Source organism: Salmonella enterica subsp. diarizonae, from assembly GCF_008692785.1.
Classification (GTDB): Bacteria; Pseudomonadota; Gammaproteobacteria; order Enterobacterales; family Enterobacteriaceae; genus Salmonella; species Salmonella diarizonae.
Genome location: NZ_VXJV01000003.1, coordinates 324,321 through 341,024, shown reverse-complemented (window position 1 = coordinate 341,024; position 16,704 = coordinate 324,321). Strand labels below are relative to the sequence as shown.

Here is a 16,704-nt window from a genome sequence, read left to right as displayed (position 1 = left end):
TGCGTAATGCCTTCCACAAAGATGAAAGCGTTACCGCCGTCCGCATTTATCTCCCCATGCGCCTCGCAAGCGCACTAATTCTCTACTGCAATCAGCCCGGTCAGCGCGTAGTGTCACGTCATTGAACTTCACCGGTGACGGATCGATATGGCGACCTCAACAACATCCACGCCGCATGACGCGGTATTCAAACAGTTTTTATGCCACCCCGATACTGCACGAGATTTTTTGGAAATCCATCTCCCGTCGACATTACGTCAAATCTGTAATCTGAATACGTTACGGCTGGAGTCCGGTAGCTTTATTGAAGAGGATTTACGCCCCCATTATTCCGATATTCTTTGGTCGCTGGAAACAAGTGAAGGTGAAGGTTACATTTACGTGGTTATTGAACATCAGAGTACGCCGGACGCGCATATGGCATTTCGGCTGATGCGTTACGCGATGGCTGCAATGCAACGACACCTGGAGGCCGGGCATAAGACGTTGCCGTTAGTGGTACCAATGCTGTTTTACCACGGAAACCGAAGCCCGTATCCGTTCTCATTATGCTGGCTGGATGAATTTGCCGACCCGGTGATGGCGCGTAAGCTATACGCCACCGCCTTTCCTCTGGTCGATATTACGGTCGTGCCGGACGACGAGATTATGCGGCACCGCCGCGTCGCGCTGCTGGAACTCATACAAAAACACATCCGCCAACGTGATCTGATGGGGCTTGTCGAACAGCTGGTCGCCCTGCTGATTAAGGGATACGCTAATGACACCCAGCTTCAAAGTCTGTTTAATTACATGATGCACACTGGCGACGCCGCGCGCTTCAATACGTTTATCCGCCAGGTGGCTATGCGTATCCCACAGCATAAGGAGAAGATCATGACTATCGCAGAAAGATTACGTCAGGAAGGGCATCGTCACGGGTTACAGAAAGGGCTACAACAAGGCAAACAGGAAGGCCAACGGCTCGCCGCATTGCGCATTGCCCGCTCCATGCTAACCGATGGTTTCGATCGCGATACCGTGCTTAGGGTTACCGGGCTGGCACCTGCCGATCTGGCGTCTGAAAGCCATTAATCTTGCAGAATGGCCTGGACCCGGTAACGCCCTGGTTACAGCGATGATTTTAGCGTCATCAGCGCCTGGCAAAACGCCGCCGGATGCGAGATAAACGGCGCATGGGCCGCCTTCGCCATTATCTGCGATGTACTGTGCGGCCATAACGTATCGAGCAAAGGCGCGATTTTACGCGGCACCAGACCGTCCAGATAACCATACAAACGCAAAAACGGCATGTTCACATTTTTAAGCGCTTCTCGTAGATCGACCGTTTTTAAGATTTCCAGTCCGCCATTGAGCACGTCTACATCCGGCATAGGCTGCGCCAGCACTACGCTTTTTAAGGTGCGGGCATCCTGACGCGCCGTCTCCGTCCCTAACGTTTGCAGCGCCAGAAAACGCTCCACCGTGCGCTGAAAATCGTCGCTAAGCTGCTGCTGAAATCCGCCGAGGATTTCCGGTTTTATTCCCGGCCACCCCTCACGCGCGCTAAAGCATGGCGAAGAGGCGACAGTCACCAACGCCTGAACGCGTTGAGGGTGTGTGAGCGCCATCTGACTCGCCACCAGCCCACCCAGACTCCAGCCAAGCCAGATAGCCTGGTCCGGCGCGTTTTTCGCTACCTGCGCCGTCATCTCTTCAAGCGTCATGGCGCCAAACCCCGTGCTACGACCATAGCCCGGCAAATCGACCAGATGCAGCGTAAAATGCGAGCCGAGTTCCTCGCGAATGCAATGCCATACCTCCGCATTCAATCCCCATCCGTGCAGCAGCACAAGATGACAATTTCCCTCGCCGTAGGTCTGCCACCAGATGTCATTCATCAGTTACTGTTCTCTTTTGCCTAACAAGGATGCATCTATGCTAACAGTACCGGGATTATGCTGGCTATGCCGAATGCCGCTGGCGTTAAGTCACTGGGGGATTTGTTCCGTATGCGCGCGCACCGTCCGTCAGCGTATCAGCCAGTGCCCGCAATGCGGATTACCTGCCGCGCATCCTTTGCTCCCCTGCGGTCGCTGCCTGCAAAAACCGCCGCCCTGGCAGCGTCTGGTGAGCGTCAGCGACTATACGCCGCCCTTGAGTTTACTGGTGCATCAGCTTAAATTTACCCGCCGCAGCGAAATTGCCGCCGCTCTGGCGCGTCTACTGTTGCAAGAGGTTCTCATGGCGCGCCGCAGCACTGGCTTGCAGCTTCCCGACAGAATCGTCAGCGTTCCGCTCTGGCCGCGCCGACACTGGCACCGGGGATTTAACCAAAGCGATCTGTTATGCCAACCGTTAGCGCGCTGGCTTGGCTGTGCATGGAACAGCCAGACCATCACGCGGGTACGGGCGACCGCAGTCCAACATCATCTCAGCGCCAGGTTACGTAAACGCAATTTGAAAAACGCGTTTCGCCTTGAATTGCCGGTACGGGATCTCCATATGGTTATTGTGGATGATGTCGTCACTACCGGAAGTACCGTCGCGGAAATCGCGCAACTGCTTTTGCGCAACGGCGCAGCGACTGTCCAAGTATGGTGCCTGTGTCGAACCTTGTAGAGCCTCGATGATGGGCGTATTATAACCAACTAAAATAGTCAACTATTAGGCCATTACTATGATCCGTATTTCCGATGCTGCACAAGCGCACTTTGCCAAACTGCTGGCAAATCAGGAGGAAGGGACGCAAATCCGCGTATTTGTCATTAATCCCGGCACCCCTAACGCGGAGTGCGGCGTTTCTTATTGTCCGCCCGACGCCGTGGAAGCCACTGACACCGCGCTCAAATTCGATTTGCTGACCGCTTATGTCGACGAGCTGAGCGCCCCCTATCTGGAAGATGCGGAAATTGATTTCGTGACCGACCAGCTAGGTTCTCAACTCACATTGAAAGCACCAAACGCGAAGATGCGCAAAGTGGCCGATGACGCGCCGCTGATGGAGCGCGTGGAGTATGCTCTGCAATCGCAGATTAACCCTCAGTTGGCGGGCCACGGCGGTCGCGTCTCGCTGATGGAAATTACCGATGAAGGCTATGCTATTCTGCAGTTTGGCGGCGGTTGCAACGGTTGCTCTATGGTTGACGTCACGCTGAAAGAAGGGATCGAGAAACAGTTGCTGAATGAATTTCCGGAACTGAAAGGGGTTCGCGATTTGACCGAACACCAGCGCGGCGAGCACTCATACTACTAATATTTTACCCGCATCCATGCCCGATGGCGCTTGCGCCTATCGGGCCTGCCGTCTGCGCCACCGTAGGCCGGATAAGGCGTTTACGCCGCCATCCGGCGCTATCAGCCACACCTCAGGTCGATGGTCTTTCTTCTCCCCCGATAACATGACCTGTGTCTCATAATTTAAATTTTGCCTGCCAGAGCCATTTTCAACACCCCTATGTTACCCGTATCATTCTTATGGGCACCTAACATCCATATAACATCTGACTACGCTCATTCGTTTCAACGTTAATCAGTATTGGTGCTATTGCGGCTCTGTTCCCGTCGGGGATAACAGGAATTTGTCGTCGAAACAATGACGTTACCCATAACAAAGTAAAGGCCAGGTAAATCATGCCATTAGTCATCGTTGCTATCGGTGTTATCTTGTTACTTCTTCTGATGATCCGCTTCAAAATGAACGGATTTATCGCCCTTGTCCTGGTAGCGCTCGCTGTCGGGTTGATGCAGGGAATGCCGCTGGATAAAGTCATCGGCTCCATCAAAGCCGGTGTCGGCGGTACACTTGGCAGCCTGGCCCTGATTATGGGATTTGGCGCCATGCTGGGCAAAATGCTTGCCGACTGCGGCGGTGCTCAACGTATCGCCACTACCCTGATCGCGAAATTTGGTAAAAAGCATATCCAGTGGGCCGTGGTGTTAACCGGCTTTACCGTCGGCTTCGCTCTGTTCTATGAAGTGGGCTTCGTCCTGATGCTACCGCTGGTATTCACCATTGCCGCGGCGGCGAATATTCCGTTACTGTACGTCGGCGTGCCGATGGCCGCGGCGCTCTCCGTCACACACGGCTTCCTGCCGCCGCACCCGGGCCCAACCGCGATTGCCACGATTTTCCATGCTGATATGGGTAAAACGCTGCTGTTTGGTACGATTCTGGCGATCCCGACCGTGATCCTTGCCGGCCCGGTTTACGCCCGTTTTCTGAAAGGCATTGATAAGCCGATCCCGGAAGGCTTGTACAGCGCGAAAACCTTTACGGAAGAAGAGATGCCGGGCTTTGGCGTCAGCGTCTGGACGTCGCTGGTTCCGGTTATTCTGATGGCGATGCGTGCGATTGCCGAGATGATTCTGCCAAAAGGCCACGCTTTCCTGCCCGTTGCCGAGTTCCTGGGCGACCCGGTCATGGCTACGTTGATTGCCGTACTGATTGCGATGTTCACCTTTGGCCTGAACCGCGGGCGTTCGATGGTTCAGATTAACGATACGCTGGTCTCTTCCATCAAAATTATCGCCATGATGCTGCTGATCATTGGCGGCGGCGGCGCGTTCAAGCAGGTGCTGGTCGATAGCGGCGTGGATAAATACATCGCTTCAATGATGCATGAAACCAATGTCTCTCCGCTGTTTATGGCGTGGTCTATCGCGGCGGTTCTGCGTATCGCGCTGGGCTCCGCGACTGTCGCGGCGATTACCGCAGGTGGCATTGTGGCACCGCTGATCGCCACTACCGGCGTTAGCCCTGAACTGATGGTTATCGCGGTCGGTTCCGGGAGCGTGATTTTCTCTCACGTTAACGATCCAGGCTTCTGGCTGTTCAAAGAGTATTTCAATTTGACTATCGGCGAGACCATTAAATCCTGGTCGATGCTGGAAACGATCATCTCCGTCTGCGGCCTGATTGGCTGTCTGCTACTGGGTATGGTGGTCTGATAAAATATTGCCGGGTGGCGCTTCGCTTACCCGGCCTACAAAAATCCTCGTAGGCCAGGTAAGACACATTGCGCGCCGCCATCCGGCAAAATAACGTTACGCCTTCTTCACGGCCGCTTTTCGGCGTCTGTCCAAATCCTTAATCAGCTTGTTCACTCCCTCATCGGCAAACATGGCCTCAAGAGACGCGGACAATTTTCGCCGCCAGTTTTTATACTGATAGCTGGTGCCCGGCACGTTAACCGGATCGGCCATATCCAGCCAGTCCTCCGGCTGAAGCCCCAACAGACCGCTGTTACTATCGGCGATATAGCGCTGAAGTCCGCGATTTAGTATCGGCGTCATCGACATTAACGATGCCTTATGCCCGGCGCGTTTTGGCAGACAGCCATATTTATGCAGCGCGTCCAATAGCCCCTGTTTCGCCCGCTCGCGATCCTCATACAGCCCGCGCAGAATCACTTCATCCGGATAAAGCCCCAGAGCTTTACCCAACGTCAGGTCACCGCATTCCCAATAGCCGCGCAGCGTGGGGAGATCGTGCGTCGAGGCGACAGCCATCGATTGTTGCGGATACGCGCCTGGCGCGCGGAAGTTTTTCTCAAGGTCATTTTCAAACCACAGCACTTTATAAGAATAGACCCCGCTATCGCGCAGCTTGCCGACAATCTCAACTGGCACCGTCCCCAGATCTTCGCCTATCACCATACAGCGATGACGTTGGCTCTCCAGCGCCAGAATAGCCAACAGATCGTCAACCGGATACTGAACATATGCCCCGCGATCCGCTGTTTCGCCATACGGTATCCACCACAGACGCAGCAACGACATAACATGGTCAATGCGCAACGCGCCGCAGTTTTGCATATTGGCGCGCAGCAGGTCGATAAAGGGTTCATACGCCCGGGCGACAATGATATGCGGGTCCATTGGCGGCAGCCCCCAGTTCTGACCGAGCGGGCCGAGGATATCCGGCGGCGCACCGACGGATGCTTTCAGGCAATACAGCTCCCGGTCGCACCAGGTTTCCGCGCCGCCTTCCGCCACGCCAACCGCCAGATCGCGGTACAGACCAATCGGCAACTTAAAACTCTGACAGGTATCCCAGCAGGCGGCGAATTGGCGCCAGGCCAGCCACTGAAGCCAGAGGTAAAACTCCACCTCTTCGCGGTGCGCTTCACAGAATTTTTTCACAGCGGGAGACTCTACCGACTGGTACGCCTCCGGCCAGGCTGGCCAGCCCCAGCGCTGCTCATCCTCTTTCACCTGATACGCATGCAGCGCGTCGAATGCCGCCTGCCAGTAAAGGCTCTCGCCTTCGCGGGCGATAAAGTGACGAAACTCCGCCATTTGCGCATCGTCGCGAGCGGCAAACCTCGTCCACGCTATCCGCAGCGCCGTGATTTTCAGCGCGGTAACGGTAACGTAATCCACCCATTGCGCATCTCGCGCCTGTCGCAGTCTTTGCTGTGTGGCGGGCATTTGCCACCACGCCTGCGCCTCTTCGCTCAGGCGGAAATCTTCGACAGCGTTAACATCAATATATATCACGTTCAGCCAGCGACGGGACGAGGGGCTGTAGGGACTGGCGCTCTCCGGATTCGCCGGATAAAGCGCGTGGATCGGGTTCAGGCCGATAAACGCGCCGCCGCGTTTCGCAACGTCGGCCAGCATCGACTTCAAATCGCCGAAATCGCCAATACCCCAGTTTTTTTCTGAACGAAGGGTATAAAGCTGGACGCAGGCCCCCCACAGTTTTTTCCCTTCCAGCAGCGCCTGCGGTTCATAGCATCGCGGCGGGGCAACAATAATACGACAGTGCGTTCGCTGTTCATCCTGGGTCAACGTCAGGGTGTGGTAACCCTCCGGCAACGTAGCCGGAAGGTTAAGTTTTTTACCGCCCGTCACGCGCCCTTTGTAATGCACGCCCTCTTCAGTGGTCAGCAGCCAGGCAAACTCACCGTGCCCCTGTACCGGTAACGCCATTTTTTTACCCGCAGTATAAACCTTCACATTCGGCACGATCGCCTGTGGTCCGGTGGTCGTACCGTGCATCGCCGCCAGCAAACGTCTCTTGGTTTCAGCGCCAATAGACTGCGGTTTGCCATGAGCATTGATGTAACTGGGGCTGATCCCCGCCACCAGCGCGGCACTATCGAGACGTTTATTTTCCATCGCGCTCCCTTAGCGTTTTGCCTGCCAGATACGGGCCTGATAATCGCGAATAGAGCGATCGGAACTGAACATACCGCAGCGCGCGGTATTGAGGATCGCGGCGCGCGTCCACGCTTCCTGGTCGCGATACAGCGCATCCACCAGCTTTTGCGCCTCGACATAAGCGGCGAAGTCCGCCATGACCAGGTACGGATCGCCCCCCTGTTTGCCGAGGCTATGCAGCATCTGGTCAAAGGCATGTTTATCGCCATCGCTGTATTGACCGCTTTCCAGCTCTTTTAGCACCGCATCCAGCACTTTGTCTTTTTTACGCCATTTCACCGGGTCGTAGCCTTTAGCTTTGAGCGCCTTCACCTCTTCCACAGTATGGCCAAAAATAAAGATATTCTCTTCGCCCACCTTCTCAGCGATTTCAACGTTAGCGCCGTCCAGCGTTCCCACTGTCAACGCCCCGTTCAGCGCCAGCTTCATGTTACCGGTGCCGGACGCTTCTTTCCCGGCAGTAGAAATTTGCTCGGAAATATCCGCCGCGGGAATGAGCATTTCCGCCGCCGAGACGCAGTAATCCGGCAGGAAAACGACCTTCAGCTTATCGCCCACCACCGGGTCGTTATTAATGGCTTCCGCGACCTTATTGATAGCAAAAATGATGTTCTTCGCCAGGTAATAGCCCGGCGCCGCCTTCGCGCCAAACAGGAATACGCGCGGTACGCGGTCAGCCTGTGGATTTTCGCGGATCTCTTTGTACAGCGCCAGAATATGCAACAGATTCAGATGCTGACGCTTGTACTCGTGCAGGCGTTTGATCTGAATATCAAAAATCGCATGGCTCGAAATCTCAATCCCGGTACGGGCCTGGATAAATTTCACCAGCCGTTCTTTGTTCGCCCGTTTGATGTCGCGATACTGCTGACGGAATGTGGCGTCGTCAGCGTATTTTTCGAGGTTGATCAACTGGTCGAGATCGTTAGCCCACTCTTTTTTCAGCGTTTTATCCAGCAACGCCGCAAGCTGCGGATTGCACTGTTTGATCCAGCGACGCGGCGTAATGCCGTTGGTGACATTGTGGAATTTGTTCGGCCAAAGTTGGTGATATTCCGGGAACAGATCTTTCACCACCAGATCGGAGTGCAGCGCCGCCACACCGTTGACCGCAAAGCCGCTGACCACGCACATATTGGCCATGCGCACCTGACGGTCATGCACCACCGCCAGTTTTGCCCATACCTGCTTATCACCAGGCCAGGTGTTATCGACCAGCTTCTTAAAGCGGTCGTTAATCTCTTTGATGATCTGCATATGACGCGGCAGCAGCGCTTTCACCAGCTTCTCATCCCAGCACTCCAGCGCTTCCGGCATCAGGGTGTGGTTGGTGTAGGCGAAGGTTTTGCTGGTGATAGCCCAGGCGTCATCCCAGCTCAGTTGGTGCTCGTCAATCAGCACGCGCAGCAGTTCCGGAATGGCGATGGTCGGGTGAGTATCGTTCAACTGAATGACCTCGTAATCCGCCAGCTCATGCAGTTTGCGTCCGGCCAGGTGATGGCGACGCAGAATATCCGCTACCGAGCAGGCGCACTGGAAGTATTGCTGCATCAGACGCAGTTTTTTGCCCGCCGTGTGGTTATCGTTGGGATAAAGCACCTTCGTCAGTTTTTCCGCATCGATACCCTGCTGTTCCGCCCGCAGGAAAGCGCCATCGTTGAATTTGGTCAGATCAAACGGATGCGCGTGGGTCGCCTGCCACAAACGCAGCGGTTGCGCGACGCCGTTACGATAGCCTAACACCGGCAGATCCCAGGCCTGGCCTGTAATCACAAAGCCGGGCTCCCAGCGCCCTTCTTTGGTGACTTTACCGCCGATCCCAACCTGAACGTCCAGCGCCTCGTTGTGGCGGAACCACGGATAGCTGCCGCGATGCCAGTCATCCGGCGCTTCCATCTGCTTGCCTTCAACAAATGACTGACGGAACAGCCCATACTGGTAGTTCAGACCATAGCCCGTGGCGGACTGCCCGACGGTCGCCATCGAATCGAGGAAGCAGGCGGCCAGACGTCCCAGACCACCGTTGCCGAGCGCCGGATCGACTTCCTCTTCCAGCAGATCGGTCAGGTTGACGTCATGCGCTTTCAGCACATCGCTAACGTCCTGGTACCACCCCAGATTTAACAGGTTATTTCCCGTCAGGCGGCCAATCAAAAATTCCATCGAAATGTAGTTCACATGACGCTGGCCTTTCGTCGGCTGCGCTACCGGCTGCGCGCTCAGTAATTCTGCCAGCGCGCCGCTAACGGCCTGCCACCACTGACGAGACGTCATGTCGGACGCCGACAGTAAACCGAAACGCTGCCACTGACGCGTCAGGGCGGCCTGGAATTGATCTTTATTGAAGGTTGGCTGTGACATAGGAAATCCGTCCTCGGGTAATAAAACAACGTTGTCGCTAGTTTGCCAGGCTCGATGTTGACCTTCCTCCTCCCGGCACGGATTAGGGAGGGAGGAGGAGCGGGGATGAGCATAAAAGTGTGATCGCCGCCACTTAACCCTGCATAAACGCGCCGACTCCTGCCAGCGGTGTCCAGTGTTACGCATAATCAAATGAATAAACAGAAATAACAATAAATCACGAAGGGGTATTTTCGAAAGATTATATGAACGCCGAAATAGTTTCTTACTTGAAATATTCAGCGGCGGGAGATTCACCGACTTAACATAATTAATTAAATGCCTGGTATTGCCATTGTGTTAAATCCGCATCATGACCAGGACATTATTTACAACAGCAGCAATATGACCTCAGCCCAGTTCTGACGCCCGTTTCAACTGCGCCAAATACTTTTTTAATACCGTTATTTAGAATTGTGACAGAGTGCAAGTTCAGACACATAAAAAGTCTGCTTAGCTTGCATTAAAATGCTTTCTGGTCGACCTTGTATTTATTAATTACGAAGCGCAAAAAAAATCGCAGTTCCCCCATTCCTCACAGTGAAGTGATTGCTATGTTGATTCCGTCTAAATTAAGTCGTCCGGTTCGTCTCGACCATACCGTGGTTCGTGAGCGGCTGTTGGCTAAACTTTCCGGCGCGAACAATTTCAGGCTCGCCCTGGTAACCAGTCCTGCTGGCTATGGGAAAACCACGCTTGTCTCACAGTGGGCGGCGGGCAAAAATGAATTAGGCTGGTACTCTCTCGACGAAGGCGATAACCAGCAAGAGCGATTCGCCAGTTACTTAATCGCCACTATCCAGCAGGCCACCGGCGGACACTGCACTACCAGCGAAGCGATGGCGCAAAAACGTCAGTACGCCAGTCTGACTTCCCTCTTCGCGCAGCTCTTTATTGAACTGGCGCAGTGGCATCGCCCGCTTTATCTGGTGATTGACGACTACCATTTGATTACCAATCCGGTGATTCACGATGCGATGCGCTTTTTCTTACGTCATCAGCCGGAAAATTTCACTCTGGTGGTGCTATCGCGTAATTTGCCGCAACTGGGCATCGCTAACCTGCGCGTGCGCGATCAGTTGCTGGAAATCGGTAGCCAGCAGTTGGCTTTTAACCATCAGGAAGCAAAGCAATTTTTTGACCGTCGTCTTTCGTCGCCCATTGAAGCCGCTGAGAGCAGCCGCATGTGCGATGATGTGGCCGGTTGGGCCACTGCGCTACAGTTGATCGCCCTCTCCGCGCGCCAGAACCATACCTCTGCGCATCACTCCGCCCGCCGTCTTGCCGGGATTAATGCCAGCCACCTTTCTGATTATCTGGTGGACGAAGTACTGGATAACGTGGATGTCAGCACCCGACATTTCTTACTTAAAAGCGCGATCTTACGCTCAATGAATGACGCGTTGATCGTGCGTGTGACCGGCGAAGAAAACGGCCAGATGCGGCTGGAGGAGATTGAGCGCCAGGGGTTATTCCTACAACGCATGGACGACACGGGCGAGTGGTTTAGCTATCACCCGTTGTTTGGTAGCTTTCTGCGCCAGCGTTGCCAGTGGGAACTGGCGGCGGAACTGCCGGAGATCCACCGCGCGGCCGCAGAAAGCTGGATGGAACAAGGTTTTCCCAGCGAAGCTATACATCATGCGCTGGCGGCGGGTGACGCGCAAATGCTGCGCGATATCCTGCTTAATCATGCGTGGGGGCTGTTTAATCACAGTGAACTGGCGCTGCTGGAAGAGTCATTAAAAGCGCTGCCGTGGGAAAGCCTGCTGGAAAATCCGCGGCTGGTGTTGTTACAGGCCTGGCTGATGCAAAGCCAACACCGCTACAGCGAAGTGAATACGTTGCTGGCGCGCGCCGAGCAAGAGATCAAAGGGGTCATGGACGGCACGCTGCATGCTGAATTTAACGCGCTGCGCGCCCAGGTCGCCATCAACGACGGCAATCCGGAAGAAGCAGAGCGGCTGGCGAAACTGGCGCTGGATGAGCTTCCTCTCGCCTGGTTTTATAGCCGCATCGTCGCGACCTCCGTCCACGGCGAAGTGCTGCATTGTAAAGGCGATCTCAGCCAGTCTTTATCACTGATGCAACAAACCGAACAAATGGCGCGCCATCATGACGTCTGGCATTATGCGCTGTGGAGCTTAATTCAACAAAGCGAAATTCAGTTCGCCCAGGGATTCCTGCAGGCCGCATGGGAAACGCAGGAGAGAGCCTTCCAGTTGATCAAAGAGCAACATCTGGAACAACTGCCGATGCATGAGTTTCTGATACGTATCCGCGCGCAATTGCTGTGGGCGTGGGCGCGCCTTGACGAAGCGGAAGCCTCGGCGCGCAGCGGTATCGCTGTGCTGTCCACCTTTCAGCCGCAACAACAGTTGCAGTGTTTGACGTTACTGGTGCAGTGCTCGCTGGCGCGCGGCGATCTGGATAATGCCCGTAGTCAGCTTAACCGACTGGAAAATTTATTAGGCAATGGCCGTTACCACTGCGACTGGATCTCTAACGCCGATAAGGTGCGTGTCATTTACTGGCAGTTAACCGGTGACCAGAAATCCGCCGCCAACTGGTTACGCCATACGCCAAAACCGGCGTTTGCCAATAACCATTTTCTGCAAGGACAATGGCGGAATATCGCCAGAGCGCAGATCCTGGTGGGCGAATTCGAGCCTGCGGAAATCGTGCTGGAAGAGTTAAATGAGAACGCCCGTAGCCTGCGCTTAATGAGCGATTTAAACCGCAACCTGCTGTTACTCAATCAGCTTTACTGGCAATCAGGGCGGAAAAACGACGCCCAGCGCGTATTGCTTGATGCCTTACAGCTCGCCAACCGCACCGGATTTATCAGCCATTTTGTGATTGAAGGCGAAGCCATGGCGCAACAATTGCGTCAGCTTATCCAGCTCAATACGCTGCCAGAGATGGAGCAGCATCGCGCGCAGCGCATCCTGCGAGAGATTAACCAACATCACCGGCATAAATTCGCCCATTTTGACGAGGGCTTCGTCGAGCGCCTGCTTAACCATCCGGATGTCCCGGAGCTTATTCGCACCAGCCCGCTCACCCAGCGTGAATGGCAGGTGTTAGGGCTTATCTATTCCGGTTACAGCAACGAACAGATTGCCGGCGAACTGGCGGTGGCCGCGACCACCATTAAGACGCATATCCGCAACCTCTACCAGAAACTCGGCGTCGCGCACCGTCAGGACGCGGTACAGCACGCGCAGCAGTTGCTGAAGATGATGGGGTACGGGGTTTAAATTAATGCCTGATAAGACAGTCTCTTTAGCACAGCTCTAATTGAATATGGTGGTCGGCAATCACCTGCATCACGCCCGGCGGTGGTAGGGTATCGGTGTAGACCGCATCGACCATACTAATGCTGCCCATGTTTACCATCGCATTACGACCAAATTTAGAGTGATCCACCACCAGCATCACATGGCGCGAATTTTCGATAATTGCGCGCTTGGTGCGTACCTCATGGTAGTCAAATTCCAGCAATGAGCCGTCGCTATCAATACCGCTAATACCGAGAATGCCGAAATCCAGACGGAACTGGGCGATAAAGTCCTGCGTCGCTTCGCCAATAATACCGCCGTCGCGGCTGCGGAGTTCGCCGCCGGCCAGGATAATACGAAAATCCTCTTTCGCCATTAGCGTGTTCGCTACGTTCAAATTGTTGGTCACGATCCGCAAATTACTGTGCCCTAACAGGGCGTGCGCTACGGCCTCCGGCGTCGTGCCGATATCAATAAACAGCGTCGAACCATTGGGGATCTGGGTCGCGACTTTACGAGCGATACGCTCTTTTTCTTCCGTTTGCGTCGCTTTACGATCGTGCCACGGCGTGTTCACCGAGCTGGAGGGCAGCGCCGCGCCGCCGTGGTGGCGCAAAATCATATTCTGTTCCGCCAGATCGTTAAGATCCCGACGGATGGTTTGCGGGCTGACAGAAAAATGCTCCACCAGCTCTTCCGTACTGACGTACCCCTGTTTTTTTACCAGTTCAATGATCGCGTCATGCCGTTGTGTTTGTTTCATGAATAATCTCTGAAAGTAACCAACCTTATGCCGGATAGCGGCATTCGCCCTACCCGGCCTGGAAAAATATCTCGACCACAGGCCGGATACGCCTCACGTTCGTTTTCGCGCATTCAACGTATCAACAAGGGCCATCGCTAAACCGACGATAAGCCCGGCGATGTGCGCGCCGTTCGCCATAGACATGCCAAACCAGTCAAGCCAGCCAGCGACTATCCACAATAATGCAAAAATAATTAAGCCGCGCTGGAGGTAAATTCCGCTTTGCGGATCGCGCTCTCCGCGCAGCCACACGTACCCCATCAGCGCATAGACGACGCCGGACAGTCCGCCAAACCACGGACCGCTAAATTTCTGCTGTACATAGCCGCTTAGCAGCGCGCTTATCACCGTAATGACGATTAATTTACCGCTGCCCAGGCGCTTCTCTACCGCCCCGCCGAGATACCACCACCACAGCAGGTTAAAAAGAATATGCATCAGTGAGAAGTGCATAAAGATATGGGTGAAGTAGCGCCAGAATTCAAATTTTAAGGCCGGATCGAACGGCCATGCCAGCCACACCATCACCGTCTGATCGCCGACGATATTCATCGCGATATAGACCAGCACGCAGGCGACCATCACGATCCAGGTGACGGGGCCGGCTCGTTCACGCAACGTGGTGAGAAAGGGAAAACGGCGGTAGTGCAGCCCGCTGTTAGTCTGCCCGGACTGCCAGCTAGCCGCCAGATAACGCGGATCGCCGGGATTTTCTATAAACCGCGCCAGCTCGGCCCGCACGCGTTCGGCCTGCGATTCATCCGCCAGCCAGATATCGCTTTGATTATGTTGCTGAATAGTAAGAATGACGCCCTGGGTGGCCATGTAATCAACAAATGCCTGCGCCACGCGGGGATTCGCAAAGGAAGTAATCATCAACATTGTTGCTGTCGCTTAGTCCATACAAAAGAAGACAGTATATATACCCTTCTCGTCGGAGGCTGCATCTTTGTGGGATTAAGCGCCATTTGCGATGTCGGCAGGGAAATGGCGATGCCAGGCCTCAAACCCGCCGTCAATGCTGTAAACCGCATCATAGCCTTGCTGGAGCAGATACTGCGCGGCGCCTTTACTGCTGTTGCCGTGATAGCACATCACCATCACGGCGGTATCGAAATCATGCTCACGCATAAACGCGCCCAGCGTATCGTTGGTCAAGTGAAACGCCTGCGGCGCATGACCCATGACATAACTTTGCGGATCGCGAATATCGACCAGCACCGCCGCGCCCTGATGCAGTTTCTGATACGCCTCTTCTACAGTGATACATTCAAATTGTTCCATGAATCGCTCTTTCATATTGCCGGTGAAGCCAATTAAGGCATTTTATCGCCCAGTGTACGTTGACGGAGTAGCTTAACGCCATAATGTTATACATATCACTCTAAAATGTTTTTTCGATGTTACCAATAGCGCGTTTCTTTGCTATTATGTTCGATAACGAACATTTTTGAACTTTAACGAAAGTGCAAGAGGACAGCATGGAAACCATAGATCTGATCGTGATAGGCGGGGGCATTAACGGTGCAGGCATCGCGGCTGATGCCGCCGGACGCGGTTTGTCCGTACTCATGCTGGAAGCGCAAGATTTAGCCTGCGCGACCTCTTCCGCCAGTTCTAAACTTATCCACGGCGGCTTACGCTACCTGGAGCACTACGAATTCCGTCTGGTCAGTGAAGCGCTGGCAGAACGTGAGGTGCTGTTGAAAATGGCGCCGCATATCGCCTTCCCGATGCGTTTTCGTCTGCCGCACCGCCCGCATTTACGTCCGGCATGGATGATCCGTATCGGTCTGTTTATGTACGATCACCTCGGCAAACGTACCAGTTTACCCGGTTCCACCGGTGTGCGGTTTGGCGCAGATTCGGTACTCAAACCTGAAATCGTGCGCGGATTCGAATATTCCGACTGCTGGGTAGACGATGCGCGTCTGGTGCTGGCCAACGCACAGATGGTGGTGCGTAAAGGCGGCGAAGTCCTTACCCGTACTCGCGCAACCGCCGCTCGCCGGGAAAATGGCCTGTGGATTGTCGAAGCGGAAGATATCGACACCGGTAAAAAATATGTCTGGCAGGCGCGCGGACTGGTTAACGCCACCGGTCCGTGGGTCAAACAGTTCTTCGACGAAGGGATGCACCTACCGTCTCCGTATGGCATCCGCCTGATCAAAGGCAGCCATATCGTTGTGCCGCGCATCCATAATCAGAAGCAGGCGTATATTCTGCAAAACGAAGATAAACGTATCGTCTTTGTCATCCCGTGGATGGAGGAGTTTTCGATCATTGGCACAACCGATGTCGAATATAAAGGCGATCCGAAAGCGGTAAAAATTGAAGAGAGCGAAATTAATTACCTGTTGAAGGTCTATAACGCGCACTTCCAAAAACAACTGGGACGCGATGACATCGTCTGGACATACTCCGGCGTCCGTCCGCTGTGCGATGATGAGTCCGACTCGCCGCAGGCTATCACTCGCGATTACACCCTGGATATCCACGATGAAAATGGCAAAGCGCCGCTGCTTTCCGTGTTTGGCGGTAAGCTCACGACCTACCGTAAGTTGGCCGAACATGCGATGGAAAAACTGGCACCCTGGTATCCAGGCATCGGACCGGCATGGACCAAAACGTGCGTACTTCCTGGCGGCGACATCGACGGCAGCCGCGAAGATTACGCGGCGAAGCTGCGTCGTCGTTATCCGTTCCTGACGGAATCGCTGGCTCGCCACTATTCGCGCACTTACGGCAGCAATACGGAGTGGATTCTCGGCGAAGCCACGTCACTGCTTGATTTAGGCGAAGATTTCGGCCATGAGTTTTACGAAGCGGAACTCAAGTATCTGGTGGATCACGAATGGGTGCGCCGTACTGAAGACGCTATCTGGCGTCGTACCAAAGAAGGCATGTGGCTGACCGCCGAGCAGCAGTCGCGCATCACCCAATGGCTGGCGGAGTATATTGGCAAACGCCAACTGTCACTGGCGTCCTGAGAAAAATGCCGGCTGGCGGTGAACGCCTGATCCGGCCTACAAGAATACATAAACGTAGGCCGGGCAAGCAAAACGCCGCCGG

The 16,704-nt window shown here is 54.5% G+C and carries 12 protein-coding genes; 6 read left to right on the top strand and 6 right to left on the bottom strand.

The genetic code is table 11. The annotated features are described in order from the left end of the window. Positions 1-147: 147 nt before the first annotated feature. Positions 148-1,074 (top strand): Rpn family recombination-promoting nuclease/putative transposase, encoded by a 927-nt coding sequence (locus F4V72_RS08550; RefSeq protein ID WP_053507969.1) that lies wholly within the window; start codon positions 148-150, stop codon positions 1,072-1,074. Between the two features lie 35 nt (positions 1,075-1,109). On the opposite strand, the gene bioH is transcribed toward F4V72_RS08550, so the two are convergent. Next, positions 1,110-1,880 (bottom strand): pimeloyl-ACP methyl ester esterase BioH, encoded by a 771-nt coding sequence (gene bioH / locus F4V72_RS08545; protein WP_064055969.1) that lies wholly within the window; start codon positions 1,878-1,880, stop codon positions 1,110-1,112. 37 nt (positions 1,881-1,917) lie between these two features. On the opposite strand from bioH, the gene gntX reads away from it, so the two are divergent. From gntX to gntT, 3 genes are all read left to right on the top strand, one after another. Continuing rightward, positions 1,918-2,601, top strand: a complete 684-nt coding sequence (gntX, locus tag F4V72_RS08540) for a DNA utilization protein GntX (RefSeq protein ID WP_136057967.1) — start codon at positions 1,918-1,920, stop codon at positions 2,599-2,601. Positions 2,602-2,659: 58 nt separating this feature from the next. After that, the gene (gene nfuA, locus F4V72_RS08535) at positions 2,660-3,235 is read left to right on the top strand and encodes a Fe-S biogenesis protein NfuA (protein ID WP_000619387.1); all 576 of its coding nucleotides are present in this window, start codon (positions 2,660-2,662) and stop codon (positions 3,233-3,235) included. Positions 3,236-3,612: 377 nt separating this feature from the next. Next, positions 3,613-4,929, top strand: coding sequence for a gluconate transporter (gene gntT, locus F4V72_RS08530; RefSeq protein WP_136057966.1), 1,317 nt, complete (start codon positions 3,613-3,615; stop codon positions 4,927-4,929). A gap of 96 nt (positions 4,930-5,025) precedes the next feature. Here gntT and malQ read toward each other — a convergent pair whose 3' ends face one another. Then, positions 5,026-7,104: a 4-alpha-glucanotransferase gene (gene malQ / locus F4V72_RS08525; protein WP_053529889.1), complete on the bottom strand. Its 2,079-nt coding sequence runs from the start codon at positions 7,102-7,104 to the stop codon at positions 5,026-5,028. A gap of 9 nt (positions 7,105-7,113) precedes the next feature. Beyond that, on the bottom strand, positions 7,114-9,507 hold the full coding sequence (gene malP, locus F4V72_RS08520) for a maltodextrin phosphorylase (protein WP_136057965.1): 2,394 nt from the start codon (positions 9,505-9,507) through the stop codon (positions 7,114-7,116). Between the two features lie 593 nt (positions 9,508-10,100). Between malP and malT the strand changes: the two genes are divergently transcribed. Then, positions 10,101-12,806, top strand: coding sequence for an HTH-type transcriptional regulator MalT (gene malT / locus F4V72_RS08515; protein WP_136057964.1), 2,706 nt, complete (start codon positions 10,101-10,103; stop codon positions 12,804-12,806). A 25-nt stretch (positions 12,807-12,831) separates the two neighbouring features. Here malT and F4V72_RS08510 read toward each other — a convergent pair whose 3' ends face one another. The 3 genes from F4V72_RS08510 to glpE all read right to left on the bottom strand — a co-directional run bounded on the left by F4V72_RS08510 (position 12,832) and on the right by glpE (position 14,916). Then, on the bottom strand, positions 12,832-13,590 hold the full coding sequence (locus F4V72_RS08510; protein WP_023263136.1) for a DeoR/GlpR family transcriptional regulator: 759 nt from the start codon (positions 13,588-13,590) through the stop codon (positions 12,832-12,834). Positions 13,591-13,683: 93 nt separating this feature from the next. Further along, positions 13,684-14,514 (bottom strand): rhomboid family intramembrane serine protease GlpG, encoded by an 831-nt coding sequence (gene glpG, locus F4V72_RS08505; RefSeq protein ID WP_023247854.1) that lies wholly within the window; start codon positions 14,512-14,514, stop codon positions 13,684-13,686. A gap of 75 nt (positions 14,515-14,589) precedes the next feature. Continuing rightward, positions 14,590-14,916, bottom strand: a complete 327-nt coding sequence (gene glpE, locus F4V72_RS08500; protein WP_023247853.1) for a thiosulfate sulfurtransferase GlpE — start codon at positions 14,914-14,916, stop codon at positions 14,590-14,592. 197 nt (positions 14,917-15,113) lie between these two features. On the opposite strand from glpE, the gene glpD reads away from it, so the two are divergent. Continuing rightward, positions 15,114-16,622 carry a glycerol-3-phosphate dehydrogenase gene (glpD, locus tag F4V72_RS08495; RefSeq protein WP_053507973.1) on the top strand — a complete coding sequence of 503 codons (1,509 nt, stop codon included), beginning with the start codon at positions 15,114-15,116 and terminating at the stop codon, positions 16,620-16,622. Positions 16,623-16,704 lie beyond the last annotated feature (82 nt).

Excerpts from the sequence above, each read along its gene's own strand:
- bioH (WP_064055969.1), bottom strand. The coding sequence starts at position 1,880 with ATGAATGACATCTGGTGGCAGACCTACGGCGAGGGAAATTGTCATCTT.
- gntX (WP_136057967.1), top strand. The coding sequence starts at position 1,918 with ATGCTAACAGTACCGGGATTATGCTGGCTATGCCGAATGCCGCTGGCG.
- nfuA (WP_000619387.1), top strand. The coding sequence starts at position 2,660 with ATGATCCGTATTTCCGATGCTGCACAAGCGCACTTTGCCAAACTGCTG.
- glpE (WP_023247853.1), bottom strand. The coding sequence starts at position 14,916 with ATGGAACAATTTGAATGTATCACTGTAGAAGAGGCGTATCAGAAACTG.
- gntT (WP_136057966.1), top strand. The coding sequence starts at position 3,613 with ATGCCATTAGTCATCGTTGCTATCGGTGTTATCTTGTTACTTCTTCTG.
- F4V72_RS08510 (WP_023263136.1), bottom strand. The coding sequence starts at position 13,590 with ATGAAACAAACACAACGGCATGACGCGATCATTGAACTGGTAAAAAAA.
- glpG (WP_023247854.1), bottom strand. The coding sequence starts at position 14,514 with ATGTTGATGATTACTTCCTTTGCGAATCCCCGCGTGGCGCAGGCATTT.
- glpD (WP_053507973.1), top strand. The coding sequence starts at position 15,114 with ATGGAAACCATAGATCTGATCGTGATAGGCGGGGGCATTAACGGTGCA.
- malP (WP_136057965.1), bottom strand. The coding sequence starts at position 9,507 with ATGTCACAGCCAACCTTCAATAAAGATCAATTCCAGGCCGCCCTGACG.
- malQ (WP_053529889.1), bottom strand. The coding sequence starts at position 7,104 with ATGGAAAATAAACGTCTCGATAGTGCCGCGCTGGTGGCGGGGATCAGC.
- F4V72_RS08550 (WP_053507969.1), top strand. The coding sequence starts at position 148 with ATGGCGACCTCAACAACATCCACGCCGCATGACGCGGTATTCAAACAG.
- malT (WP_136057964.1), top strand. The coding sequence starts at position 10,101 with ATGTTGATTCCGTCTAAATTAAGTCGTCCGGTTCGTCTCGACCATACC.